Origin of the sequence: Streptomyces mirabilis (genome assembly GCF_039503195.1) — a bacterium.
GTDB lineage: Bacteria > Actinomycetota > Actinomycetes > Streptomycetales > Streptomycetaceae > Streptomyces > Streptomyces mirabilis_D.
Genome location: NZ_JBCJKP010000001.1, coordinates 9743072 through 9768440 on the forward strand (window position 1 = coordinate 9743072; position 25369 = coordinate 9768440).

Sequence of the window (25369 nt, forward strand, 5' to 3'; positions counted from 1 at the left end):
GGCGGTGGGATGGTGCCGCCGAACTTGAGATCCCACACCGGCCTTCTCGGGGCACGTCGCGGAGGTCTGCCATGCCCCGAACCATCTGGTCAGGAGCCATCAGCTGCGGTCTGGTCACTTCTGTGAACCAAAACCCGTCGCCGGGCTGTTACTGGCCCACCTCGACCAGTTCGCCTCAGATGCGATTCGCGCCGGTTCCCGGCTTCACGGAAAACGTGCCACGGCCCGGGACGAGTTGCAGGCGTTCTTCGACGCCACGGACCGCCCGCAAGTCGCCGAACCACTCGTCCGCCGGCGTCGACCCTTCGTCGCACACGGAGTGACGGCGTCAGCACGTGAAGCTGTGCGCGGCACGCCGGTGACCCGTCTCGCCTCTCGTGCCGCCCGTCGTCGGTGCGGCATGCCGGCCCGGTGCCGCACGCACCTTCTCCGCGTGCCCGGACAGGGAGTACCGGGCCGCATCAGTGACCTGCCGCATTCGTCGCCCCCCTGGTCTCTCCTCCCGCACCGATCCGCAGGTTCCCGGCGATCACCGAAGCCGCTCCTTGTCATCCGCGCCGCCCCTCTATAGTCTTACGATCGTAAGCTAAACGATCGTAATTCAATGATGAGGGAGTCTGTGATGGCGACACATCGGCCGGTAGCACTCGTAACGGGGGCGTCGTCGGGGATCGGTAGCACAACCACTCGCGCCTTCGTCACGGCCGGGTTCGAGGTGATCGGAACCGGACGGAACACCTCGGGACTCACTCCGCCCGCCGGTGTGACCTTCCTCGATCTCGACGTGACCAGTGACGAATCCGTCACCGCCGCCGTCCAGGAAGTGATCGAACGGTTCGGACGGATCGACGTCCTCGTCAACAACGCCGGTCTCGGCTCGGCCGGCGCCGTCGAGGAGAACTCCGTCGCCCAGGCCCAGAGCCTCTTCAACCTCAACTTCTTCGGTCTCGTCCGCATGACGAAGGCCGTCCTGCCGCGCATGCGCGCCCAGGGCCATGGACGCATCGTCAACCTCTCGTCCGTCCTCGGCGTCATCCCGCAGCCCTACATGGCCCTCTACGTCGCCGCGAAGCACGCCATCGAGGGCTACTCCGAGTCCCTGGACCACGAGGTGCGCGAGCACGGCGTCCGCGTCCTGCTCGTCGAGCCCGGCTACACCCGGACCGCCTTCGACGCCAATGCCGCGCAGCCCGACACCCCGCTGCCGCTGTATGCGGAGCGGCGGCGTGTCTTCGACGAAGTGGTCGCTGCGGCAATGAAGACCGGCGACGACCCTGCCGTCGTCGCCAAGGAGATCGTCACGGCAGCCACCGCCCCGAAGCCGAAGCTGCGCTACACCGCCGGACCGCTCGCCTCACGCATCACCACCGCGCGACGCCTCGTCCCCGCCGGGATCTTCGACAAGCAGATCCGCAGATTCAACCGGATGCCCGGCTGACGTCGCACCCGGCCCATCGACCTGCAGTGCGCGCGAGAGGCGCGTTCGGCTCTGCCCTGACAAGGAGCATCACCATGGGAATCAGCACGGAAGCACAGCAGTTCGCGCAGTTCCTCGAAAGCGTGCGCGCGAAGGCGTCGACACCGGGCCTCGACCTGGCCGTCGTCCGCGACATCGTCGACACACACGCTTCGGCATCGACCGAGCCGGAAGGCGTCACCTACGCCGACGTGGACGCGGACGGCGTCCCCGCCCTGTGGGCCGTCCCTGAGGGCGCCGACCCCAACAAGGCGCTGCTCCACTTCCATTTCGGCGGATCGGTCGCCGCCTCGATCACATCGGACCGCAAGGCCGCCGGCCACATCGCCAAGGCGGCCGGAGCCCGCTCGCTCGTCGTGGGCTTCCGCCTGGCGCCCGAGCACCCCCACCCGGCGCAGATCGACGACGCCGAGACCGCCTACCGGTGGCTGCTCGCACAGGGCTACGAGCCGCGGAACATCGGCAGCACCGGCCACTCCATCGGAGGCACCCTCGCGGTCGCGCTGCCGCTGCGCCTGCTCGCCAAGGGCGAGGCAGCCCCCGGGGCGATCATCAGCATCTCGCCGTGGACCGACCTCACCATCAGTAACCCGAAGGTGGACGAGAACGAGGAACTCGACAAGATGCTCAGCCGGGACATCCTCGAGCAGTTCCGCGCGGCTTGGCTGCAGGACCCCGGCGTGGACCTCACCGACCCCGCCATCAGCATCCTGAACGCCGACCTGACCGGCCTGCCGCCCACGGCCCTCCACTACGGAGAGTACGAGGCGCTTGCCGGCGACGGCGCCGACTTCGGCCGCCGACTCGCCGACTTCAAGATCCTCTCCGAGGTCCGTCCGCTGCCCGAGGGGCAGCACTCGTTCATCTTGGGCGCGGGGCGCGTGCCCGAGGTGGACCGGGCGGTCGAGCAGATGGGTCAGTGGCTTCGACGGCACCTCGGCAGCTGATGTGGAAGCTGACCTGACATGCGCATCGTCCGCCGAAAGGCAATCGAGAAGATCACGCAAAGGGATGGCTGACATGAAGGCATTCATCGTCGAGAAGTACGGCAAGGACGGCCTACGCGCCGCAGACGTTCCCGAGCCCACCGTCGGCGACGGCGACGTCCTGGTCCGAGTGAGCGCCACCAGCATCAACCCGCTGGACAAAATGGTCCGCAACGGGGAGTTCAAACGACTCCTGAAGTACAAGCTGCCCTTCGTGCTCGGCCACGACGTCGCCGGCATCGTGACGAAGGTCGGGTCCGCCGTGCGCGAGGTGGCCGTCGGCGACGAGGTCTACGCACGTCCCCGCGACCTGCGGATCGGAGGCTTCGCCGAGTTCATTGCGATCGACCAGGACGACGTCTCACCCAAGCCGGAGTCACTCACCCTCCGCGAGGCGGCCGCGGTGCCGCTGGTGGCCCTGGCCGCCTGGCAGACCCTCGTCGACCGCGCCCACGTGAAGCCGGGCCAGAAGGTGCTCATCCATGCCGGTGCCGGCGGCCTCGGATCGACGGCCATCCAGCTCGCCAAGCACCTCGGCGCCACAGTGGCGACGACCGCGAACACTGCTTCCGAGAAGCTGGTCAGGAGCCTCGGCGCCGACATCGTCGTCGACTACACCAAGGAGGACTTCTCGCAGGTGCTGTCCGGCTACGACCTGGTGCTGGACTCGCTGGGTGGAGTCAACCTCGAGAAGTCGCTGACCGTGCTGAAGCCCGGTGGCCTGGCCATCAGTGTCGTCGGCCCCCCGGACGCCGCGTTCGCCAAGCAGCTCGGCGCCCCATCCTTTCTGGGCCTGGTCATGAACGTGCTCAGTCGCAAGATCCGCAAGCAGGCCAAGGCCCTGGGCGTGCGCTACCAGTTCTTCTTCATGGAGGCGAACGGCACCCAGCTGCGCGAGCTCGCCGCCCTCTACGACAACGGACAGCTCCGCCCGGTCATCGACCGAACGTTCGCCTTCGACCAGACGCTCGAAGCGATGGCGCACGTCGAGCAGGGCCGCACCGCGGCCGGAAAGGTCGTGATCTCGATGGCGCCCGACAACGACTGAAGGTGTGTCGGTACTCCAATACACCGTCGGCACACCATTGGAGTACGTTCGCAATCCAATACGATGGCGAAGCGCGGGTGACCCTTCCGGCGCACAAAGGAGCAAGCGCGTGGCGCGGTACGGGAAAGAGCACAAGCAGGCGACGAGGCAGCGGATCATCGAGACCGCCGGCCGCCGGTTCAAGCGGGACGGTATCGACGGCTCGGGCATCTCGACGCTGATGGCGGACGCCGGACTGACCAACGGCGCCTTCTACGCCCACTTCGCATCCAAGGACGACCTCGTGGCCACCGCGGTCGCGGACCAGTTGCGCGCCCAGTACGCGAACGTCATCGAGCAGGCGGCCCCCGGCATCGCCGGAGTCGAGCAGATCGTACGGTGGTATCTGTCGCCCCAGCACCGCGACAGTCCCGACGACGGCTGCCCCTCCGCGGCACTCCTCAATGAGATCGGGCGCTGCGCGGACGAGACCAAGCAGGCGTACACCGACGGCGTGCTCGCCGTCATCGACGGGATCGCCGCTCGCCTGGCGCCCGCCGATCCGCGCTCGGTGCACACGAAGACCCTCAGCGTCTACGCCATGATGGTCGGAACGCTGCAGCTCTCCCGCGCCCTGGCCGACCGGCGACTCTCCGACGAACTCCTCGACGAGGGCATCCGCAACGCCCTCACTCTGCTCGGCGTACAGGAGTCCCGCTGACGCGTCGCCACACCACCCGGCAGCCTCGACGAGCCGCTCCACACCACGCCCCGGCCGAGCGTCTGCCGCTTCGGCGGGGCCTTCTTGCCCTCCGCCGCGCCCTGCGCCGCCACCGCAAGAATGCGCCGGCCTGCACACACCCCCTGCGTCTGTCCCACACCGTTCGGGATGAACGGCTTCTTCGCCGCTTGGTTGCCGAAGCTCTCCGCTCGTCCTCCGGCGGCCAGCCCATCGCCCAGGCGGCCCGGCTGGAGGCCGTCGAGGTGGTGTTCGGTCAGCGGGGAGGAGACGACGGACGGCGGGCGGATCACGGAGGTCGTCACGGCCACGTCGAAGCCGGTAATGGCCGGACTCGCGTTGTTGCAGCGGGGGTTGCGCGTCCTCGCCCGCAACCCCCGCACGGATGCATCCCGACGAAACCCGGTTGCCAGCTCGCCTTCTGCCGCAGACTTCGTCGGTGGCAGCGGACCCCCACGCTCTCGGCCGTGATCATGCGGCGGTGCCCGCCGCAGCCTCGCAGACGCTGGTGCGTTGCGGATCGTCGAGTGAGATTGGCCGTGGATGTGCGTCCTGCCAGGTTGGAGAACGTGGGCATGCCAAGGTCGATGGTGCGTAGACGAGTTTCCTCCGCGTCGAGCTGGGCGAGCTTGTCCTGGGCTCCGGCGAGGCTGACTTCGAGTCCCTCCCTCTCGCCTAGCCAGCCCTCGCGTTCGGCTTCGAGGATCCGGGCCAGGAGGTTGTCGCGGATTTCGGTCAGGCGGGGCGCTGGGCGGGGTCGGGGCGGAGCATGGAGCAGCGGATGCAGGCTTCTCTGAACTTTGGGGCCGGTCCGTCTCGAAGCCTCTGATCTGTAGCTCTCTGAAACCGAATCGGCGATGCCAGAGGCATCACAGCGAGAGATGTTCCGGAGAGCGAGAGCCGCCCCGCCTGCCGCCTCAGTACGGTGACTTCGCATGACCGACACCGAGTTCGAGATCACCGCAGACCTGGTTCGCGACCTGCTGCAGGAGCGACATCCAGACCTTGCAGGGCTGGCCATCCGCGAAGCAGCGGGCGGTGGGGCAACCAAATGTGGCGTCTCGGGGACGAGTTGGCCGTGCGCATGCAGCGCATGGAGCCCACCCCGGAGCTCCAGCTCAAGGAGCGGCGGTGGCTACCCGTGCCGGCTCCGCGCCTCCCCCCCCGGTGCCGACTCCGGTGCGGTTCGGCGAACCGTCCGAGCGCTTCCCCAAGCACTGGACCGTGATGACGTGGGTTCCCGGCGAGCCGCTGGACCACGGCTCGATCTGCCGCGGCGCCCACGCGGCCGACAGGCTGGCGGGCTTCCTCCGGGTGCTCCATGTGGAGGCGCCCGCCGAGGCGTCGATCGCTACGGACCGCGGTGCCCATCCCCGGAACTGCACGGACGGCTTCGAGGACTTCTTCCAGGCCGTTGGCCCCGACGACATCGCTGCCGACGTCCGGGCCGTCTGGGACGATGCCGTTGCGGCCACGCGTGGGAGGGCCCGCCGGTGTGGGTGCACGGCGACCTCCATCCCGCGAACGTCGTCGTCTGGGACGGAACGCTCTCGGGTATCGTCGACTTCGGTGACATGTTCGCCGGCGATCCGGCGTGGGACCTCGCCGCCGCATGGGTACTGCTACCCGCGGGCACGGCCTCACGGTTCTTCGACATGCACGCGCATGCAGACGAGGCGGCGATCCGGCGCGCCCGCGGGCTGGCCGCGATGAAGAGTCTCTTCCTGATGCTCATGGGGCAGAACGGAGATAGGGGTCTTCCCGGCGGCAAGCCCAACTGAGGACCTTTAGGCCGGACGGCACCTGATCGTGTTCTGAAGGGGCTTGATGCGCGCTCCTTTGAACTTGTTCTCGATTTAGCGGTGATCGAGGCGAGGTCGAGGGTCGGCAGCCGCCCAAGCCGAGCACCGAGGACAAGGAGCCGGGCGGCCAGGTCGTCGACCTGATGGGCCGCCCTGCAGGAGAGTGTCCGCAAGGCGCGGGCCGCGCGCGGCGAGGACGCGGGGGATGCCGAGGTCCACGAGATGCCGGCGGCCAAGAAGAAGACGGCCCGGAAGACGGGGGAAGGCGCCTGCCGAGAAGTCCGCGAAGGAGACCGCGAAGAAGTCCGCGGCGGCGAAGAAGGCGGCCCGACAGCAGCGGGGAGCCTAGGCCGCACTCCCGCGCGGGATGGGGCGCGGCGTCGGCTGCGGCGGGTCAGTCGAGGATGCGGAGCTGGGCGTCGGGTTTGCAGTGGGTGCAGGCGCGCACGCCCGAGGTGAGGAGCCGGCGTGCTTCGTCGCGCGGGACGGGGCGCCGTCGTTTGCCCGCGGCGTAGCAGCCGCCCACGTGCACCTCGGTGGGCGGGCGTCCGTTGCCGATGCCGAGTTCGACGATCCAGTCCGGCTCCTGGGGCCGGTTCTTCCGGCCCTGTTCCTGTTCGGCTTCCGTCTCCTGGAGGGCGGCGATCTTGGTGTCGATGCGCTGCAGCCACATGGCGTGCCACACCCGCAGGGTGAGCAGTCGTGCCAGGTCAGGCGGCAGGTCATCGAACATGTTTCCGATTCTGGATCCGCGAGCGATAGGGTTCGCCGTCTCGCGTGTTCGAATTTTAGTTCGATAATGTGGGTGGAGGAGGTGGGTGCTGTGGAGGCAGGGACAGAGGCGCGGCGGGTGGCGAGTGTGATGCATGTGCGCTGCCCGGACCGGCTGCCGGAGGACGTCTACCGGCAGGTCCTCGAGCAGCTGGCGGAGCTGTCCCCGGTCGTCCAGGCGCTGCCCCCGACGGCGGCCCTGGTGGAACTGAAGGGCTCGCTGCGCTACCACGGCGTGGACGGGCGTCGGCTGGGGGAGGTGCTGCGGGTGCGGACCATTTCCCGGCTGGGTGTCGACGTGCGGGTCGGGATCGGTCCGTCCATCACGATCGCGGCCACCGCCTCCGGTCAGATCACTGAGCCGGGCGGCGTCCTCGCCGTCGGCCCCGGCCAGGTGGCCGACTGGCTCGGATCGCTGCCGGTCGAAGCTCTCCACGGCATCGGCCCCCGCCAGGCCCAGACCCTGCGCGACTACGGCGTGCACTGCGTCGGCCTGCTCGCCGCCGTTCCGCCGGCGACGGTGCAGCGTCTCCTGGGCGGCCGGGCCGGACGCCAGGCGGCCGACCGGGCCCGCGGCATCGACCCCCGCCCCGTGGCCCCGCGCGCCCTGCCTGCCTCCGCGAGCGTGAGCCGCGCCTTCCCCCGGCACACCCTGGACGGCGCCGCCGTCCGAGCGGCCCTGCTCGACCTGGTCGTCACCCTCGCCCACCAGCTCCGTGGTCGGGGCCAGGCGGCGCGCGGCCTGACCCTGACCCTGCGCTTCGCCACAGGCGCCACGTGGGAGAAGACCCGCCGGCTCCCGGAGGCCTCCGCCCACGACGACGACCTGCGCACGCCGGCCTACCGGCTGATCGACGCGGCAGGACTCCAGCGCGGCCGCCTCACCGGAATCACGCTGAAAGGCGAAGACCTGATCGCCACCGACCAGGTGGCCGAGCAGATCAGCTTCGACGGCGTGCGCGAGGCCCGGCTGGTCGCCGAGGAGGTCAGCGACCGCATCCGCGCCAAGTTCGGGCCCGGTGCGATCCGCCCCGCCACCACACTCCTGCGCGTCTCCTGACCCGTCCGACCCCGCCGTGGAGGCGAGAGCCGTGCTGCCGCTACACCCCCGGCCCGTTAGCCGCGTAACCCCCACCACCAGCCGGACGGTGCACAAAAGATCTCGGTCCTGGGCGTGAGCGGTCTGGCGGGGCGTTGACCTGCTGTTCGGACGTCCTCGCCCGCCCCGTGGGGGACGTCCGTACATCCCTCCGTGGCGGCGAGTCCGGCGCCACGGCCGGCACCCACCAGCTGGTCCCGGATCCACCGCAGTGAGGGCTGGCCACAGCCACGAGAGCGAGGAAGACGCCCCCAGTGCGGATCGCGGTCCAGCTGGGCGGTCATCGCCGGACCAGCCCGCGGAGCGCAGCGCGCACTGCGGGTTCCCGGAGCCGGGCCGGCCGGGTGCCTGAGGGGTACCGGGCGGGCCTTCGGCTTGCCGCAAGGTCGTGGCTTGATCCAAGGCAGCACGCCACCAGCAGGAGGTACCTCGTCGACCAGCTCGAACGGCACGACCTGAGTCGGCTCGCCCAGATGACCAGGAGCAAAAGCGGCCTCCAGCGACCGTCCTCGCCAGGGAGAGTCACCAGACCAGGCAGCGGGGCGCCGGGTTCGCGGGGGCCGGGCCGACGTGGCACTGTACCGCCTGGACGCTGCTCCGGGTCACCCCGGTCCTTGTCGGCGGGATCCGGGCCGTTGGACGGCCGACGAAGGGCAGATCACGCCACCGCACCCCGGTTATAGGCGGATGACGACGAGGGCGATGTCGTCGGCGGCGCCCCCAGCGACGTCGAGGCGGGCCAACAGTGCGTCGGCCAGCTGATCAGGGGCGACGGTGCTGTCCTTGGCCAGGGCTGTGGTCAGCCGTGCCAGGCTGGCGTCGATGTCCTCGTCGCGGCGCTCGATGAGGCCGTCTGTGTACATCACGAGGGTGTCTCCTCGGGTGTAGGACAGGCCGGCCTGGGGGCGGGGAACGTGGTGCGGGCGGGCGCCGAGCGGCGGATCGGTCGCTTGGTTCAGCAGTTCGCAGGTCCCGTCGGAGTGGAGCAGGACGGGGGGTGGGTGTCCGGCGCTGCTGTAGATGATCAGTCTGCTGCGGGTGTCGATGAGTACCTTGACTGCGGTGGCGGCCGTCGCGCCGTCCAGGGAGCGGGCGTACAGGCCGAGGACTTCCAGGGCCTGGGCAGGGCTGGGAAGGGCGCGGATGGCTGCGCTCAGGGCGCTGCGGAGCATGCCCATGACGGCGGCGGCGTGCAGGCCGTGGCCGACGACGTCTCCGACTGCTGCGGCGTAGCGGTCGGGTGGCAGGTCGACGACGTCGTACCAGTCGCCGCACACGTTCAGTGATGTGGTTGCCGGCAGGTAGCGCACGGCGATGTTGCCGGTGTGGTGGTCGAGGTCGGGGGCGGAGAGCATGGCTTCCTGCAGGGCGACGGCGACCTGCCGTTCGCGGGCGTGGGCCTGGCGCAGTTCCTGGTTCAGCCGGTGCAGCTCGTGGGCTCGCGCGTACAGCTCGGCTGCCATGCCCATGCCCTTCTCCCGCTCGGTGAACTCCTCGGTGAGCTGGCGTGCCCGGCGCGAGTGGACGAAGGCGGTGACGTCTTCGGCCCGTTGGACGATCCACTTCACCTCACCGTCAGGCCCGGGAATCGGGGTGTGGATCTCGGACCACCATCGCTCCTCGAACCAGCCGGGCTGGTGGACGACAGGGATGTCGTACCGCTGCAGTACCAAGGTGTCCGGTTTCCCGGTGTCCAGTACCCGGTGCAGTGACGCCTTCAGGTTCTGTTGTGTGTCGTCGGAAGGGGAAGGGTTTTCCGGCAGGGCGTCGAAGAAGTACTTCCCGATCAGCTGGTCTCTGGTCAGGCCGGTGGTCTGCAGGTATGCCGTGTTGACGTAGCGGATCACCAGGTCCGTGTCCAGCATTAGGTACGGGCTTGGTGTGGCGTCGAAGAACGCTGTGAAATCAATGTCCGCTGTCATCACGCGCTCTCCCTGGCATGCGAGCGCGACTGTCTGCTCTCCCAATCTACGCGCGATCCAGCGCCCGGCTCCGGAAGGTGCACAGGGGCTCGTCGAACTCGCCGCAGATCCGGGAGACCTCGCTCTTGGAGATCCCGCTGTCGTGCCGGGGCCTTGACCAGGTCGTGGACCGCGCAGGTGGACACGCCGCGCACATAGGCCTCCATGATCACGCCATACAGGACCTGGTCGATGCGGCTGGGCAGACCGACGGGGGAGATGAGCGGCACGGCGCGCGGGTCGCTGTGGCGGGTGCGCGTGATCGCGATGACCGTCTCGTTCACCGCCCTCGCATGCGGGGCACCCGAGCGGGCCACCCCACGGCCCGTTCCCCGCCAGCAGCCCACCCCGACAACACCGCACCCCACCGGGCAGGCGCCGGCTCCTGGGGCTCGCTCATGCGGGCGTCGCCGGTAAGCGGCGGTACTTGAGCGGGCGGGGTGCGGCGACCGCGATTGGCAGGCTCTCTGAGGTGTTCCTCACTGGTGTCAATGATGTCGGGCGGCGCCACCCGTGTTCACGCTGACAGGCTGATCCGGCATTTGGAGCAGGCGTTTTCCAGCGACCTGCGACATCGCTGCGACTCTCCGTCATTCTTCCGTTCTGTTGTGTGTCGGCGCCCGTCATTTCGTGAACCGCATATATGAGCGGTTTTGTCGCGTTGTCCTCACCGCGGGCCGGGTCTAGCGTGGGAAAAGGTGGCAGTCGGCGCCATCTGTCGCGAGGTATCAGGCCGCCCAGGGAAAAATGTTCCCGAGCCTCTGCGGCGACCGCCCTGACTCTTGGTCGCGTTCAACCGGGTTGTATGCGGGTGGATTTGACGCAGTTCCGCGCCCACGGGCGCCCGGAGGTCGATGTGCTTCCCACGCGACACAAGACAGCAACCATCAAGGGCCAAGAAGTCTTCTACCGCGAGGCCGGCCCCAGCGACGCTCCGGTCGTGCTGTTGCTGCATGGATTCCCGAGCAGCTCGCACATGTTCCGTCATCTCGTGCCCGCACTGGCCGATGACTATCACGTGATCGCCACCGACCACATCGGATATGGCCACTCCGCCATGCCCAAGGTGGACGCATTCGACTACACCTTCGACAACCTCGCGGGCATCACCGCCGGACTCCTGGAGCATCTGGGCATCGAACGTTTCGCCGTCTACGTGCACGACTACGGGGCACCGATCGGCTGGCGCCTCGCGCTCGACCCGTCCTTCGACGTCACCGCGATCATCTCGCAGAGCGGCAACGCCTACATGGAAGGCTTCGCCAAGCCTTTCTGGGACGACCTGTTCGCGTACGCCACCAACCCCGGCCGCGACACGGAACCGGGCGCGCGGGCCAAGTTCAGTCCCAGTACGACCCGTTGGCAGTACGAGAACGGCGCCACCGACACCAACCTGGTCAGCCCCGACACCTGGACCCTCGATCAGCTCTTGCTGGAACGGCCCGGCAACGACGAGATCCAGCTGGCGCTGTTCCGCGACTACCCGACGAACATCGACGGATACCCGAAACTGCACGAGTACTTCCGTACCAGCCAAGTGCCCCTGCTCGCGGTCTGGGGCGAGCGGGATGAGATCTTCGGGCCGGACGGCGCGAAGGCGTTCTCCCGTGACCTGCCGGAGGCGGAAGTCCACCTGCTGCCCGCCGGGCACTTCGCCCTGGAGACGCATCTGGACGCCATCAGCGGATACATCCACGGATTCCTCGGACGCGTCCTCACATGAAGCTCAGCGAGACCCACGCCCCCTCAGCGGATGCGGCGGCTGATGCGACGTGCTTCCCGGCCGGAGCGGCATGGGAAGCGCCCCCAAGAGAGGCGGCGTGGTGGCCACATTGACAGCAGTGAATGTCGGGATGCCTAAGGGCGTTCCCTGGCACGGGAAGACCGTGTACACCGGCGTCTACAAGCAGACCGTGGCCGGTCCGCGGATGGTGCGGCGGCTGAACATCGACGGGGACGGCCAGGGAGATCTGGGCGGGCACGGCGGTGAGCAGCGGGCGGTGCTGGTCTACCAGCTCGACTCCTACCGCTTCTGGGCGAACGAGCTGGGGCGCGATGACCTGACCCCCGGGAACTTCGGCGAGAACTTCACCGTGGAGGGACTGCCCGACGACGAGGTCTGCATCGGGGACCGCTACCGCATCGGGGACGCGCTGTTCGAGGTGACCCAGCCCCGGGTGACCTGCTACCGGGTGGGGCTGCGCATGGGTGAACCGCAGATGGCGGCACTGCTGGTGGCTCACCACCGCCCCGGCTTCTACCTCCGCGTCGTCGAGGAGGGCGAGGTCGAGGCCGGACAGGAGATCGTCAAGGTCTCCACCGGGCCGGAGGCGATGACCGTCGAGGAGATCGACCGGGTGCTCTACCTGCCCGGCCACACCCGCGAACAGGTCGAACGGGCGCTTCGGATCCCCGCGCTCAGCCCCGGCTGGCAAGGCTCCATGAAGATCCTTCTGGACCAGTCCGACGGCGACGGCGGCGGGTCGGGCAGCGCAGGGCTGAATGCGGCGGCCACTGCACCGCCGCCTGCCTGGCCGGGCTTCCGCCCGCTGACCGTCACGCGCATCCAGCCCGAGAGCCGCACCGTGTTCTCCCTGCACCTGGCCACCATGGACGGCTCCGCGCTCCCGGCCGCGCTGCCGGGCCAGTTCATCACCGTCAAAGTCCAGCCCGAGGGAGACGTTCCACCCCTGATCCGCAGCTACTCCCTGTCCGGCGAGCCAGGCACCGGCAGGTACCGCATCAGCGTGAAGGTCGAACCGCACGGCGCCGCCAGCAACGAGCTGCGCGCCCACATCCATGTCGGCGACCACCTGGAGGCCGCCGCGCCCCGCGGCACCTTCTGCCTGACCGGCGGGGACAACCCGGTGGTGCTGCTGTCGGCCGGGGTCGGCGCGACCCCCGTCCTGGCCATGCTGCACGCCCTCGCGCGTGACCGTTCCACCCGCCAGGTGTGGTGGCTGCACGGCGCCCGCGACGGCACCGAACACCCCTTCGCCAAGGAAAGCCGCGACCTGATCGCGGCACTCCCCAACGCAAAGTCGACCGTCTACTACAGCAGACCCACCGACACCGACCGCCAGGGCGTCGACTACCTGGAAGCGAGCCGCCTGTCCGCCGAGCCCGTCCGCCGGCTGGGCCTGCCGACCGACGCCGACGCGTACCTGTGCGGGCCGGTCGCCTTCATGGACAGCCTCACCGCCGCCCTCGTGGACTACGGGCTCGACCCCTCCCGCATCCACACCGAGATCTTCGGCGCGGGACCCGCCATCACCCCCGGGATCAAGGGCGCGTCGACCGCGCCCGCGCCCCACCCACCCGCGGGACCACCCGGCACCGGACCCGAGGTCTCCTTCGCCCGCAGCGGACTCACCGTCCCCTGGAACGACGCGCAGGAGTCCTTGCTGGAACTCGCCGAAGCCTGCGACGTCCCCGTCCAGTGGTCCTGCCGCACCGGTGTCTGCCACACCTGTGAACTCGCCCTGATGTCCGGCGCCGTCGACTACTCACCCGACCCCGTCGAGCCTCCGGCCGAGGGCAACATCCTCATCTGCTGCTCCAAGCCCGCTGGAGGCGTTGTCGTGGACCTGTGAGAGAGCGGCTGATTCGAGGCGGATTACCCTTTACGTCTCAGTAGGTTCTCGCCAGGCGGGTGTGATCTCGTCCGTTATGCGCTTGGTGAGGTGGGGCCACTCCACAGCGGGCCCGGCAAGCGCCCGGGAAGCGCCCGACAAGCGCCCGGGAACGGCGGCTGCCACCGGTGCGGCGCTTGACGCTTCACCACCGACGCGGACGCAGCACCCTCGCGGGGCCGGCCGGGATTTCCGGTCCGTGGCACCAGGGAGGGCGCCTGGCAATGCCCTGCCGCCCTGATCAGTCGACCCGGTCACTGAGTAGGGCGGCCGACACTTGCTCTGCCAGCCACTTCTCCGTGTCGTTCCAGGACCAGCCGGAGTCCGTCACGTACACACGCCAGGAGTGGTGGCCGAGGAAGAACCACAGGATGTCGGCTGCGCGGTCGACGAGCATGCCCTGTCCCAGGGCGTCCAGATCCTCCAGCCGCCTGGCCACAACACCCAGAGCCTCGCGGTAGCTGCGATTGGCGCGGGTGAGAGTTTCCTTCGCGGTCTCGTCCAGTGTGGCCGCCGTGACAAGCACCCGGACGAGGTCGAAATGCCGCTCATTGTCGATCCGCACCCCGTGCGTGGCGACAGCGACCGCTTCCCGAGGATCGGAAGACATGCCGACGGCTGCGAGCGTCTCATCGACGATCGGGTCCGCGATGCCCTCGCTGATGAGGCTGGCCAGGATCGAGGACTTGCCTCCGGTGCTCGCATACACCGTGGGAACGGCTGTGTCGGACTCCCGCGCGATGTCGCCGACGGTGACGCTTCCGTACCCGTTCTCCACGAACAGACGCAGGGCGGCGTCAAGGATGGCCGCCCGCGTCTCCGCGGCCGCCTTGGCACGTCTGCCGGCTCGGTAGGGGCGCCGTGGACCGTGAGCCCCGACGCTCATAGTTTCACCTTCAATCAATGTGCTACTTTCAATATATGGCACCTATCTTCAATATAGGGCCTCTTGACACCTGATCCTTTGGGCCCGCATACCGATACGGACTCCGGGTCCACCTTCCCTCACAGGAGCCGCGCACCATGAGTCTCTTCACCCCCGCGACGGGCGGTTCTGCCCGCCAGTACGTCCTGGGCCAGGAGCTTCGCGTCACCATCCTCACATCCGGACCGGAAACCGAAGGGCGGCATGACGTCACCGACTCCGTCCTCGCCCCGGGCTCGGCAACGCCGCTCCACATGCACACGCAGTACGAGGAGCGGCTCTGGGTGGTGTCGGGTTCGCTGACCGTGTGGGCAGGGCCGGAAACCCTTACTCTGCGTTCCGGTGACTTCTACACCATTCCCAAGCACCTGCCCCACGCCATCAAGTCCGGCACCGACGGAGCCCGCGCCCTCAACATCACATCCCCGGCCGGATTCGCCGAGCTGATCGCCCGAGCGGGTACTCCCGTTCACCTTGCCACGCCCGAGACCGAGCTGGACGTGGAGCTTTTCATGGCAGTGACCGAGGAACTCGGGGACGTCACCCTCGGCCCACCCGGCATGATCCCCGCCGACCTGGACCGCCTCGGACAGTAGGTACCGCTGCCAGCTGCGTCCACGGACCCACAGGATCGGCACAGACGCCATCGCGGGCTCCCCTACTTCCCCCACCCGTGAGCGGGCGAGCGCCACGCGGGGTGTCGGCGCACTCTGGAATGGCTTTCAGGGTGCCACTGTGAAAGGTGTCTTGATCATGACTACCCGAGACGTTGTCGAGAAGTTTTTCTGCCTGCTGGCAGGCGGGGACCCGGACAAGGTCGCAGAGGTCTTCGCAGACGACATCGACTGGTACGTGCCCGGGTCGGCGTCGCTGCCCTGGACGGGGCCGCGCACCAAGGGCAGCGAGGTGGCCGACTACCTCAGGACGCTGGGGGCGAACATCGTGCCCGAGAAGAACATCGACGATGTCGAGGCGCTACTCGTCCAAGGTGACCATGCCGTCATGCTGGGACGGTTCACCCGGGTCGCGAAGAGCACCGGCCGGACGTTCGATATGCCCATCGCCATGCACCTCCAGGTGGCCGGCGACAAGATCGTCAAGATGTACCTCTACGAGGACACACTCAAGGTGTCCGAGGCCTACGCCGAATGACCGACCCTGCAGCGCAGGGGGCATTCAGCCGATGTCGCCATGCGGCGGGCCACGTCGGAGAGCAGCCGCGGACACTCACCGTCACCTCGGCGGGAGCAATCCCGGCACCGCGCTCCGGGCCTACTCAGCGAGGAGGATCAACGGGGTTCGGTCTCGGTGACGTGGCGTCATCCGGGGCCGTGGTGCGGTGTGATGAGCTCGTCGGTGATCTGATTCCGCACCTAAAGCGCGTTACTGCCGCAGCGTGTGTTCTTCGAGTGCGGAGTGATTCGCCGGACGGCGAGAACTCGGGTGGCTGAGGTCGCCTGCCCCGGATGTGCGGTGATGTCCAAGCGGGTGCGCAGTACGTAGGGAAGATGCCTTGCCGACAATCCGGTTGGAGTTCGGCCGCCGCGTGACCCTTCAACGGCGCGGCGGCGGCTCACCCCCGCCTGCGCGAGGAAGACACCATGGACAACATCGGCGCGAAGTCGAACACCGGCTCGCCCTGATGACGCTCTTTGGAATCGGCCGGGTTGACCGCGACGGCCCCGCCGGCGACCACCGCCCGACCGCACGCCGCGCCCTACCGGCGTGAGGCGGCCGGTGCCTCCGCTAGAAGCCCCACCAGGCCGGAACAGACCAGGGCAGTCTGGCGGTGTCCAGGAGATCGACTGGGACAACGGGATGGGCAGCGTACGGACCATCCTGATGTCCGCCGTGCCGAAGATGCGTGCTGGTGTCCTTCTCCAAGGTCAGTGCGCCACTGTCGGAAGGGTGAGCCTTCCGTCGTGGACTTCGGCGATCTGACCTACGGCGGTGAGGTGGGTGCGGTCGTGGGTGACCAGGACGGTTGCGGTGGCCTGCTGGTGGGTGAGGCGGGTGATCAGGGCAATGACGGCAGTGCCGCGTTCGTGGTCGAGGGCGCTGGTGGGTTCGTCGACCAGGAGGACGGTGGGGTCGTTCATCAGGGCGCGGGCAATGTTGATTCGCTGGCGCTGGCCGCCGGAAAGCTGGTGGGGCCGACGGCCGGCCTGGTCGGCCAGGCCGACCGCGTCGAGGAGTTCCATGGCCCGGTTTCGGGCGGTGCGGGGCTTGCGGCCGTCGATCTGAGCCATGACCTGGAGTTGTTCCGCGGCTGTGAGGGAGGGCAGCAGGTTGGGCTGCTGGAAGACGATGCCGATCTTGTGGCGGCGCAGGTCGGTGAGTTCGCCGCGGCTCAGGCCGGTGGTGGAGGTGCCGTCGACGGTGACGGTGCCGGCGTCGGGCGTGATGAGGGTGGCGGCGACAGCCAGGAGGCTGGACTTGCCGGAGCCGGAGGGGCCGACCACAGCGGTCAGGCTGCCCTTGGGAACTTCCAGGCTCACGTTGTCGAGGGCGGTCAGGCGGGTGTCGCCGTCGGGGTAGGTGAGGGTGATGTCGGTCAGGTTGAGGCTCATCGGGCGCTCCCCAGGGCGGTCAGCGGGTCGACGGAGGTGATGCGGCGGATGGACAGGGCGGCCCCGAGCGCGCCGAGGAGGATCATCACAACGGCTGGAAGAAGGACGGTGGCGGGAGTGAGGAGGAACGGCACGGTGGAGCCGACGACGAGGGCTCCCAGGGCTGCGGCGATGCCGGTGCCGATCAGGGTGCCGCCGGCCAGCAGGGCGACGGCTTGGCCGAGGGCGTCCTTGAGAAGGTTGGGGGTGGAGGCGCCAAGTGCCTTGAGGACGGCGACGTCGCCGTTGCGCTGGATGGTCCACACGGTGAAGAAGGTGCCGATGACGAGGGCGGAGATGGCGAACAGGAAACCGCGCATCATCTGCAGGGAGCCGTTCTCGGAGGTGTAGGAGCCGATCGCGGACAGCGAGTTGTTGGTGGTGACGGTCTTGGTGCCGACCTGCTTGTCAGTGGCCGCCGTATCGGCCCCGGAGGTGGTGCTCAGGGCGATGACGGTGGCGGTCGGGCTGTCGCCGCTGCCGGTGGGCGGCGCGGTCTTCTGCCAGGTGTCCAGGCTGGTCCAGATGACCGGGGTGTGGCTGAAGAAGGCATCTCCCCGTACGGCGGCCACCTTCAGCTCCTGCCCCGCCAAGGCAAGGGAGTCGCCGGCCTTGACTCCGAGGTCGTCGGACGCCGCGGTGGACAGCACCACCGACACGTTGTCGATCTTGCTGCTTGCCGGGGCGAGGCTGGAGCCGGGCTCGACTCCGAAGGCGGTGACCCCGGTGCTCTTGCCTCCGGTGGTGACCTTGGTGGTGGTGATCCCCAGCGGTTCGGCACTCTCGACGCCAGGGGCCCTGGACCACTGCTGCCACTGCTGCTCGGTGACGGTGGAGTTGGCGTACGACAGATCCTGCCCGCCGCCTGGCGCCTGGAAGGCGATCTTGTCGGCGGGCAATCCCGTGATCGCGGAGATGTTCTGCCGGCCCAATCCGGCGGTCAGCCCGGACAGCAGCCCGACCAGCAAGGTGATCAGCACGATGACGGTCCCCATCAGGGCGAAGCGCCCCTGGGCGAACTTCAGATCTCTCCAGGCGACGAACACGGCCTTGATCTGTCCCTTCGGTGGTGGAAGCGGTGTGACTCCACCATCGCCGCCGGCCCCCCGTGCACACGTCTGACACAGGAGGGCACTTCACGGCCCGAACGACGGCACGCGGGTTCTAACTTTCGATGGAGGTGTCGCGGGAGCCTGGCTTCGTACCCTGGGTGGCACTGTGAACACCTCTGTCCCCACCCTGACCTCCACCACCCGGACCCTGGCCTGGTGCCTGCACCTGCTGATCATCGGCCTGCTCGCCCTGGCCGCCGGTCGGGCCACAGCCGACAGCCAACCTCGCGCCGGGTTGATCGTCGCCGTGGCTGCAGCGTGCGCTGCGGCGTACACGGTCGGGCCGCTCCTGCCCAGCGTCCGCCGTTCGCGGCGGGCCGCCGCCCTGTGGCTGGCCGCTGTGGGCACCGTGTGGCTGGCCCTGCTGGCCCTGTCCTCCGACGGGGTGTGGGTGGCGTTCCCGCTGTACTTCCTCCAGCTCCACCTGCTGCCACGCCGCGCCGGGCTTGCCGCCGTGGCCGCCACCGCGGCGGCGGCCATCACCGGCTTCGCCGCTCATCAGCACTCCTTCACCCCCGCCATGGCCATCGGCCCCGCGCTCGGCGCCGCCGTCGCCGTCGCGGTGGTGCGGGGATACCAGGCCCTGTACCGGGAGAGCGAACAGCGCAGGCGACTGATCGAGGAGCTCACCGCCACCCGCGCCGACTTGGCTCAGGTCCAGCACACCGCCGGGGTACTGGCCGAACGCGAGCGGCTGGCCCGCGAGATCCACGACACCCTCGCGCAGGGGCTCTCCAGTATCCAGCTGCTGCTGCGTGCCGCCGAACGCGCCCTGCCCGACCGGCCCGATGCCGCCGCCCGCCACGTGGAGGCGGCCCGCCAAGCCGCGGTGGACAACCTGGTCGAGGCCCGCCGCTTCGTCGCCGCCCTCAGCCCGCCCGCCCTGGAAGGCACCACCCTGGCCGGCGCCCTGGAACGCCTGTGCACCACCACCAGCGCCCGCCATCGGATCACCGCCCATTTCCACCTCGCCGGCGGCCCTGTTCCGCTGGCCACCGCGCACGAAGTCGCCCTCCTGCGTATCGCCCAGTCCGCCCTCGCCAACACCGTCCGCCACGCCCACGCCAGCACGGCCGAGATCACCCTCAGCTACCTCGGCGACCACATCGCCCTCCATGCCGTCGACGACGGCACCGGCTTCGACCCCGGCTGGCTGCCCGCGCCCGACCCCGAAAACGGCGGCTTCGGCCTGGCCGCCATGCGCGCCCGCATACACGCCCTCGGCGGCACCCTGGCCATCGAATCCGCCCCCGGCCACGGCACCGCCCTGGCCGCACAGCTCCCCCTCACCCCGCCCGCTGAGACCGCACCCGAGGGCCGCCCATGACCGACGACACCCCCATCCGCCTCCTCCTGGCCGACGACCACCCCGTGGTCCGGGCCGGACTGCGCGCCGTGCTGGAAACCGAGCCCGGCCTCGTAGTCGTGGCCGAGGCCGCTACCGCCGAGGACGCCATCACCCGCACCGCCGAGGGCGACATAGACGTCGTGCTCATGGACCTGCAGTTCGGCAGGGGCATGGGTGGCGCCGAGGCCACCGCCCAGATCACCGCCCGACCGGGCGCCCCCCGCGTGCTGATCGTCACCACCTACGACTCCGACGCCGACACCCTGCCCGCCATCGAGGCCGGCGCCACCGGCTACCTCCTCAAGGACGCCCCACCCGAAGACCTGGCCGCCGCCGTCCGCACCGCCGCCACCGGCCGCACCACCCTCGCCCCCACGGTCGCCGAGAGGCTCATGAACCGGCTGCGCACGCCTGGCACCTCCCTGACCCGACGCGAGACCGAAGTCCTCGCCCTGGTCGCCGACGGCTTGTCCAACCAGGCCATCGGCCACCGCCTCCACCTGACCGAAGGCACCGTCAAATCCCACCTCGCCCGCAGCTACGCCAAACTCAGCGTCGACTCACGCACCGCCGCCGTCGCCGCCGCAACCGACCTCGGCCTCATCCGCCGCTGACCGGGCACTTCCTCGACCGGCCCTCTATCCGGCCACCAGCCCGTCATGCCGAGCGAGCAGGACTGTCCCTGCCCATGACCGGACAGCAACGCGATCTACGGCTACGTCAAGAGCGGCGTGGACGCCTACCTGGCCAAGCTCCGGGCCGGTGTTCACCAGTACCTGCGCAACTGCGTGGACGTCCAGACGCCTCCGTAGATCAGCGGCGGCGCAGTTCCTCGGACCAGTCCCGCAGCGGGTCGGCGAGGGTGAGGTTGTCGCCGCGGGCCACGGTCTGGAGCAGCTGGGCGCACACGGTCGCTTCGGCGGCGAGGCCGGCCGGGCTGCCCACGCGGTCGGGGCTGACGGCCACCACCTTCTCCAGCGTCCTGGTGAGGTCGGTCCACCAGGAGTCCGGCAACGGAAGGTCGTGCAGGACCTCGAACGCGTCCCTGATCGCCTGGTGCAGGGCGGGGCGGTCGCCGGGGTCCGCTCGAGGTTGTGCAGCAGGAGCAGGTCCAGCCGCTCGCGCCCGAGCTGGGCGCGGTTGCGGCGGGTCTGCCGGCGCACGTAGGTGGGGGCAGCGTCGACCCACTGCGCGCCGGAGGCGGCTGCACGGGCAGCCGCCTCCGGGATCACCTGGCACCGGTAGGTACCGAGGGCGAGAGCCGCTGTCACAGCAGGCTCCCCAAGACGGCGGCCTGCCCGGCAACGAGCCCCCTGGACCAGCCCGACGACGTCCTCCAGGGCGAGGCCGGCTGTATCGGCGAGCGTGGCCAGGTCCACGGTGCGGCCGTCGACCAGCGGGCGCAGCACCGCCTCCGCCGCGGGCGCGAACGTGCCCCCGGCGGCGGACAGCGTCGCCACGTCCTCGCCGACCTCCAGCACGACGCGAGCGGTGGTCAGCCGCACCCGCAGACCGCCGTCGAGGGGGGATGCCGTCGATGTACGGCAGGCTCGGCACCATCCGGCCGACGGGCGGGCAGCGGCGGGTCGCTGCCCTGACGGACCCAGATCACCGCGTTCATGATCTCCGGCAGCTCGGTGGCGATCGGGGACAGCAGCAGCGCGGTGACCGCGGCCGACAGGCCCAGCATCGGGCCGATCGCGTCCAGCTGCTTCACGAACAGCTGCGAGGCGAAGAAGATCACCACCAGGGTCACGTGGGTCTGCGCGACTACCGCCCAGGTGGCCGGGGAGGCGGCCCTGGGCTGGAAACTTCAGCGGCTCCAGCTCCGGACCCTCCTCGTCGTCGCCACCGCGGATCTCCCGCCAGAAGTAGACGGCGTTGCCGGCGAAGAACAGCGGGCCGAGCACGGGCTTGAACGCGAACGCGACCAGGCCGAGCGCCACCTTCACGATGAAGATTGGCAGGAACCACCCGGAGGCCGAGGAGGCTCTGGGAAGTGCCGCGGACATGGAGCGGCTGGCGGAGGACCAGAGTCTCAGCGCCCGCGCGCTGGCCGCGGCTGGTGCTGCCGCATCATTGTTCGGCTCGTCGGCCTTCGGCGGCAACCCGCCCACGCCGCGGGACCGGGTCGTCATCGACACGGCGGCGGTCAATGGTTCCGGCTGCCCGGCGGGGACGGCCGCCGTGACCGTGTCCCCTGACAACACCGCCTTCACCGTCACCTACAGCAACTACCTCGCCCGGGATGGGGCCCGGGCCGGCGCCGACCGACCGGAAGAAGGACTGTCAGCTCGACCTGCGAGTGCACGTCCCCGGTGGCTACACCTACGCGATCGTGTCCGCCGGCTACCGCGGCTTCGCGTCACTGGCGCCGGGTGCGTCCGGGACCCAGGGGGCCAGCCACCCCTTCCAGGGCAACGCCCACACCACCAACTCGACCCACCACTTCAAGGGCGGGTTCAACGGCAACTGGCAGAGGACCGGCACCGTGGACGTCGCCGCCCGGGTCTTCGCCCCCTGCGGGGAGGAGCGCGACCTCAACATCAACACTGAACTGCGGGTCGAGCGCGGCACCTCGAGCCCGAGTGCCACCAGCTTCATGGAGATGGACTCAACGGACGGCAGGATCAAAACCGTGTACCAGATGGCCTGGAAGCGGTGTCGGCGATCTCCTGGCGCTGCGATCGGCGGGTGCGTCCAGGCTGAGTGACTCCCGAAGTCACCGACGAAGAAACAGGCGCAGTCAAGCGACGGCCCGAGGCGGTCGATGATGCGGTCGGCCGCAGGCGGCAGAACCCGGTCCTCCAGCGGATGGCGTGCACCCGCAGGTGCTCGCGCTGGCCGCGGAACCGGGTCGTCCAGCTCCGGCGACACATCGGTGTCGACCCCGAGTTCGTCCTCGCTGCCGATAAGGGAAACGATTGTCGGCACGTCGGACTCCGGTTGCTGCCAGTACCGTCCGGGTTCACGTAGGTGGTCGAGGTCTCCGTGCGAGCGTCGGTGACCTCGATGCGGCGCTTCTTCTCGACCGCCTTCGGCATGCCGACAGGAGCCAAAGGACGACCACGCGGACGACCCCGTCGCGGGCAGTAGGACAACCAGGAAGATGGCAGACCAGCGCAGCCCAGCGGCATGCGACGCGCTCACTCCGGCGACTGGGCGTCCAGATCGGCGCGGACAACCCGATCCCACTGCATTGCTCCCCGCGCTGACCACGCGTCGACGCCAGTAGGATCTAATGGGCAGGCGCACGCGGAGCAGACGAATACTGATCATCACCGGTCGACAGCTCCGTCTTGGATCCGCGCGGCCCTCGAACCTGGATGGTTGTACATGACTTCTGCCTCCCCTCATCTCGATCCTGCCCAGCCCGCACAGGACACGGCAGACTCGCGACCTGCGCCGCAGCACAACGATCTCTTTCTCCAGCCGCGCTACACCGTCGACCTGCCGCCGCTGGACGAGGAGGAAGACACCTTCTCCCCGCCCCCGCCCGCACAAAAGCGGCGCGGAGCCACCCGAGGCCGTTGACCGCAGACAGTCCCGCGCGCGAAGCCTCGGCGCTATCCGCGAACGAGGTGCTCAAGTGGGTACCGTGCCAGCTCCGCAACCTGCCCGCGCCGGCGAGGAACCGGCAGCGCCATCCGTCGCTCCCCAGGCTTCGGCCGGTCTCATGAGGCAGGCCGTGTGCTATCCAACGAGGGCGATCAGGCGCGCGTCGGCCTCGCCGAGGTGGACCAGCGTTGAGTGCCGCCAAGGGTGAAGCGGTGCCGCCACATCATCAAGGCCTCGTGACTCCTCCTCCGGCTGGAGCTGGGGGCTTCTCGCTATGCCGGGTTGGCGTGGCGACGGGCCAGCCCGGCCCGTAGAACGTTGGTGGCTGCCACGGTGTCGGCGTGGGCGTGGTGGCCGCGGGCGACGCAGTGGAATAAAGCGCCGGACGGGAAGTGATCGCCGTGGACCCCCGCTGGCATGCAGGATCGTCAGGAACACCTCCCATCCGGCATCGTTGATCGAGGTGGTGAGCCCGGCTGGCCGAGGTGCCCGACCCTCGCGATCCGCGCGGCGTACGGCCCGCAGCACCGTGCTCGCCGGACGGGCGTTGTTCACGGCCGCCTCGCTCGTCACCGGCCTTGCCACAGGCGCCTCTCGTTCGGCGGCACGGGATCGGCCGCAGGCGTCCTGCTCGGCGGCGCCCTGACCGACGGGCCCGGCCGGCAGTGGGGGTTTGCGTCAACGTCCCCGTCGGCCTCGTCGCGCTGGCGGCCCTGCCCGTACTGCTCCCGCGCCAACTTCCGCAGCCTGCCCGGCTCGACCTGCCCGGCGCCGTGCTGGTCGCCGCGGGCACCGCCTCACTCATCTACGGCCTGGTACGGGCGGGTGACGCGGGACGGGTCAGCACGACGGCCGTCCTGCCGGTGGTCGGCGCCCTCGTCCTGTACGCGGTGTTCGCCGCCGTCGAGCGCGTGAGCCGGGCCGCGTTGATGGACCTGCGCATGTTCACCCGGCGCCCGGTGCCGGCCGGAGCGTTCCTGATGCTCGTGGCCACCGCGCTGCTCATCGGGTTCTCCTTCCTCGGCTCGGTCTACCTACAGCAGCAGCGCGGCTACAGTCCGCTCGCCACCGGTCTCGTCTTCCTGCCGGTCGCGGTGGCCACGGGTATCGGCGCCCGCCTGGGATCGCAGCTCGTCGGCCGGACCGGCAGCCTTACGGCCGCGGTGGCCGGCCTGGTGGCTACGGCGGCCGGAACGATGCCGCTGGTCTGGCTCACCGTGGACGGCAGCGTGTACGCGCGGCTGATGCCCGGCCTGGTCATCGCCTCGTTCGGCATCGGGGTCGCCTTCGTCACCGCCATCACCGCCGCGCTCGCCCTGGTGGCCCCGGAGGAGGCGGGACTTGCTTCCGGGGTCGTCAACACCTCCCACGAAGTGGGCGGTTCGATGGGCGTCGCCGTGCTGTCCCCCGTCGCCGCGTCCGGCATCGAACACGGGGTGGCCGACGGTTTCACCAGCGCCTTCACCGTCAGCGCGATCACCGCCACGGCGAGTGCGCTGATCACCCTCGTCCTCGTACCGCACAGAAAGCCGCAGACGACCGGCGGTCCGCACGCGCACTGAGGTGACTGCCGAACCAGCGTCGCGGCTAACGCTTGGCCTGGGTGATCCGCCACAGCCGACGCGGAAGTTCGCCCTCCTCGAAGGCGTCGACGCGGTGCATCTTCCAGCCCTGGGCGAGGCTCTTCAAGAGGGCCTCGTCGAAGAAGTGGACGGCGAAGCCGCCGTGTTCGTAGATGCCGTCGCCGTGGTCGATGCCTTTCCCGTAGTGGGCGTCGTCGGTGTGGCGGACGGTGTAGACGAGGAGGCCGCCCGAGCGTAGGACCCGGGCGATCTCGTCCATGGCGGCCCGGATCTCCTTGGTGGACAGGGCCATGCACAACAGCATGTGGGCGAACACGGCGTCCACGGAGGCGTCGGGCACCGGCAGCGGGTCGTGTACGTCGTGGACGGTGGTCGTGATCCGGTCGGTGAGGCCGGATTCCCGGGCGGCTGCGGTGAGTTGTTCCAGGGCGGTGGCACTGAAGTCGGTGGCGTGCACGGTGAAACCCTCGCGGGCAAAGAACAGGGCGTCCCGGCCGTGCCCCGCGCCGAGTTCGACCACCGTGCTTGCGCCGGCCGCACGGAAGGCCTCGGCGGCATGACGTGCGGGTTCGGATGGCTCCGTGCCGTACATCTGCGGGTGCTGGGTGTAGGTCGCCTGCCAGTGGGCGCGCTGGGCATCGGCCACGCGCTTGTCGTTCGGGTTCTTCTGATCGCCCATGTTCGCCTCGTCGGTGCAGTGGGGGAGGGTGCCGGTGTCCGCACCGGCACCCTCCCCGGAG

General features: G+C 69.4%; 21 protein-coding genes and 4 pseudogenes. 15 read left to right on the forward strand and 10 right to left on the reverse strand.

Translation table 11 applies throughout. From position 1 onward, the window contains the following. The first annotated feature begins 622 nt into the window (after nt 1-622). The 5 genes and pseudogenes from AAFF41_RS44280 (at nt 623) to AAFF41_RS44300 (ending at nt 6010) form a co-directional block, all read left to right on the forward strand. Complete coding sequence (locus AAFF41_RS44280) at nt 623-1438, forward strand: oxidoreductase (RefSeq protein WP_343325855.1); 816 nt, start codon at nt 623-625, stop codon at nt 1436-1438. A gap of 74 nt (nt 1439-1512) precedes the next feature. Further along, nucleotides 1513-2424, forward strand: coding sequence for an alpha/beta hydrolase (locus AAFF41_RS44285; protein ID WP_343325856.1), 912 nt, complete (start codon nt 1513-1515; stop codon nt 2422-2424). A 73-nt stretch (nt 2425-2497) separates the two neighbouring features. Continuing rightward, on the forward strand, nt 2498-3511 hold the full coding sequence (locus AAFF41_RS44290; RefSeq protein WP_319750841.1) for an NADP-dependent oxidoreductase: 1014 nt from the start codon (nt 2498-2500) through the stop codon (nt 3509-3511). A gap of 109 nt (nt 3512-3620) precedes the next feature. Then, nucleotides 3621-4211, forward strand: coding sequence for a TetR/AcrR family transcriptional regulator (locus AAFF41_RS44295; RefSeq protein ID WP_319750840.1), 591 nt, complete (start codon nt 3621-3623; stop codon nt 4209-4211). A 953-nt stretch (nt 4212-5164) separates the two neighbouring features. Continuing rightward, a pseudogene (locus AAFF41_RS44300) lies at nt 5165-6010 on the forward strand (aminoglycoside phosphotransferase family protein). Between the two features lie 415 nt (nt 6011-6425). Here the strand turns inward: AAFF41_RS44300 and AAFF41_RS44305 are convergent. Continuing rightward, nucleotides 6426-6764: a DUF6233 domain-containing protein gene (locus AAFF41_RS44305; protein ID WP_319750837.1), complete on the reverse strand. Its 339-nt coding sequence runs from the start codon at nt 6762-6764 to the stop codon at nt 6426-6428. 129 nt (nt 6765-6893) lie between these two features. Between AAFF41_RS44305 and AAFF41_RS44310 the strand changes: the two genes are divergently transcribed. Then, entirely contained in the window at nt 6894-7862 is a 969-nt protein-coding gene (locus tag AAFF41_RS44310; protein WP_319750908.1) for a DNA polymerase Y family protein, read from the forward strand. A gap of 716 nt (nt 7863-8578) precedes the next feature. On the opposite strand, the gene AAFF41_RS44315 is transcribed toward AAFF41_RS44310, so the two are convergent. Then, a complete protein-coding gene (locus tag AAFF41_RS44315) occupies nt 8579-9823 on the reverse strand; it encodes a SpoIIE family protein phosphatase (RefSeq protein WP_343325857.1) in 1245 nt (414 codons plus the stop codon). A gap of 58 nt (nt 9824-9881) precedes the next feature. Then, nucleotides 9882-10059, reverse strand: a pseudogene (locus tag AAFF41_RS44320) (transposase); the annotation flags it as partial. Nucleotides 10060-10718: 659 nt separating this feature from the next. Here AAFF41_RS44320 and AAFF41_RS44325 point away from each other — a divergent pair. Next, nucleotides 10719-11585 (forward strand): alpha/beta fold hydrolase, encoded by an 867-nt coding sequence (locus AAFF41_RS44325; RefSeq protein WP_319750836.1) that lies wholly within the window; start codon nt 10719-10721, stop codon nt 11583-11585. A 130-nt stretch (nt 11586-11715) separates the two neighbouring features. Further along, nucleotides 11716-13455 carry an MOSC and FAD-binding oxidoreductase domain-containing protein gene (locus AAFF41_RS44330; protein WP_319750835.1) on the forward strand — a complete coding sequence of 580 codons (1740 nt, stop codon included), beginning with the start codon at nt 11716-11718 and terminating at the stop codon, nt 13453-13455. A 280-nt stretch (nt 13456-13735) separates the two neighbouring features. Here AAFF41_RS44330 and AAFF41_RS44335 read toward each other — a convergent pair whose 3' ends face one another. After that, nucleotides 13736-14380, reverse strand: coding sequence for a TetR/AcrR family transcriptional regulator (locus AAFF41_RS44335; protein WP_319750834.1), 645 nt, complete (start codon nt 14378-14380; stop codon nt 13736-13738). 137 nt (nt 14381-14517) lie between these two features. Between AAFF41_RS44335 and AAFF41_RS44340 the strand changes: the two genes are divergently transcribed. Beyond that, nucleotides 14518-15015, forward strand: a complete 498-nt coding sequence (locus AAFF41_RS44340; RefSeq protein WP_319750833.1) for a cupin domain-containing protein — start codon at nt 14518-14520, stop codon at nt 15013-15015. Between the two features lie 157 nt (nt 15016-15172). Continuing rightward, the gene (locus tag AAFF41_RS44345; protein WP_319750832.1) at nt 15173-15571 is read left to right on the forward strand and encodes a nuclear transport factor 2 family protein; all 399 of its coding nucleotides are present in this window, start codon (nt 15173-15175) and stop codon (nt 15569-15571) included. Nucleotides 15572-16305: 734 nt separating this feature from the next. On the opposite strand, the gene AAFF41_RS44350 is transcribed toward AAFF41_RS44345, so the two are convergent. Together AAFF41_RS44350 and AAFF41_RS44355 are read right to left on the reverse strand one after the other, a co-directional pair. After that, a complete protein-coding gene (locus AAFF41_RS44350) occupies nt 16306-16989 on the reverse strand; it encodes an ABC transporter ATP-binding protein (protein WP_319750831.1) in 684 nt (227 codons plus the stop codon). After that, nucleotides 16986-18074, reverse strand: a complete 1089-nt coding sequence (locus AAFF41_RS44355) for an ABC transporter permease (protein ID WP_319750830.1) — start codon at nt 18072-18074, stop codon at nt 16986-16988. The genes AAFF41_RS44350 and AAFF41_RS44355 overlap by 4 nt, the downstream gene beginning before the upstream one ends. 172 nt (nt 18075-18246) lie before the next feature. Here AAFF41_RS44355 and AAFF41_RS44360 point away from each other — a divergent pair, with 172 nt between their 5' ends. Both AAFF41_RS44360 and AAFF41_RS44365 read left to right on the forward strand, forming a co-directional pair. Beyond that, the gene (locus AAFF41_RS44360; protein WP_343325858.1) at nt 18247-19467 is read left to right on the forward strand and encodes a sensor histidine kinase; all 1221 of its coding nucleotides are present in this window, start codon (nt 18247-18249) and stop codon (nt 19465-19467) included. Continuing rightward, the gene (locus tag AAFF41_RS44365) at nt 19464-20102 is read left to right on the forward strand and encodes a response regulator transcription factor (RefSeq protein ID WP_319750828.1); all 639 of its coding nucleotides are present in this window, start codon (nt 19464-19466) and stop codon (nt 20100-20102) included. The genes AAFF41_RS44360 and AAFF41_RS44365 overlap by 4 nt, the downstream gene beginning before the upstream one ends. Nucleotides 20103-20301: 199 nt before the next feature. Here the strand turns inward: AAFF41_RS44365 and AAFF41_RS44370 are convergent, their stop codons facing one another. The 3 genes and pseudogenes from AAFF41_RS44370 to AAFF41_RS44380 form a co-directional block, all read right to left on the reverse strand. Continuing rightward, on the reverse strand, nt 20302-20502 hold the full coding sequence (locus AAFF41_RS44370; protein ID WP_319750911.1) for a hypothetical protein: 201 nt from the start codon (nt 20500-20502) through the stop codon (nt 20302-20304). A gap of 362 nt (nt 20503-20864) precedes the next feature. Next, nucleotides 20865-20993, reverse strand: a pseudogene (locus tag AAFF41_RS44375) (cupin domain-containing protein); the annotation flags it as partial. Continuing rightward, a complete protein-coding gene (locus AAFF41_RS44380) occupies nt 20984-21244 on the reverse strand; it encodes a hypothetical protein (RefSeq protein ID WP_343325859.1) in 261 nt (86 codons plus the stop codon). The pseudogene AAFF41_RS44375 and the gene AAFF41_RS44380, both read right to left, overlap by 10 nt. A 254-nt stretch (nt 21245-21498) precedes the next feature. Here AAFF41_RS44380 and AAFF41_RS51940 point away from each other — a divergent pair. The 3 genes and pseudogenes from AAFF41_RS51940 to AAFF41_RS44390 form a co-directional block, all read left to right on the forward strand. Continuing rightward, nucleotides 21499-21678 (forward strand): annotated as a pseudogene (locus AAFF41_RS51940) (DUF4360 domain-containing protein); the annotation flags it as partial. A gap of 58 nt (nt 21679-21736) precedes the next feature. Continuing rightward, the gene (locus AAFF41_RS44385) at nt 21737-22201 is read left to right on the forward strand and encodes a DUF4360 domain-containing protein (RefSeq protein WP_425526209.1); all 465 of its coding nucleotides are present in this window, start codon (nt 21737-21739) and stop codon (nt 22199-22201) included. Between the two features lie 1510 nt (nt 22202-23711). Further along, nucleotides 23712-24608 (forward strand): MFS transporter, encoded by an 897-nt coding sequence (locus tag AAFF41_RS44390; RefSeq protein ID WP_319750825.1) that lies wholly within the window; start codon nt 23712-23714, stop codon nt 24606-24608. 25 nt (nt 24609-24633) lie between these two features. Here the strand turns inward: AAFF41_RS44390 and AAFF41_RS44395 are convergent, their stop codons facing one another. Then, on the reverse strand, nt 24634-25308 hold the full coding sequence (locus AAFF41_RS44395; RefSeq protein WP_319750824.1) for a class I SAM-dependent methyltransferase: 675 nt from the start codon (nt 25306-25308) through the stop codon (nt 24634-24636). Nucleotides 25309-25369: the final 61 nt, after the last annotated feature.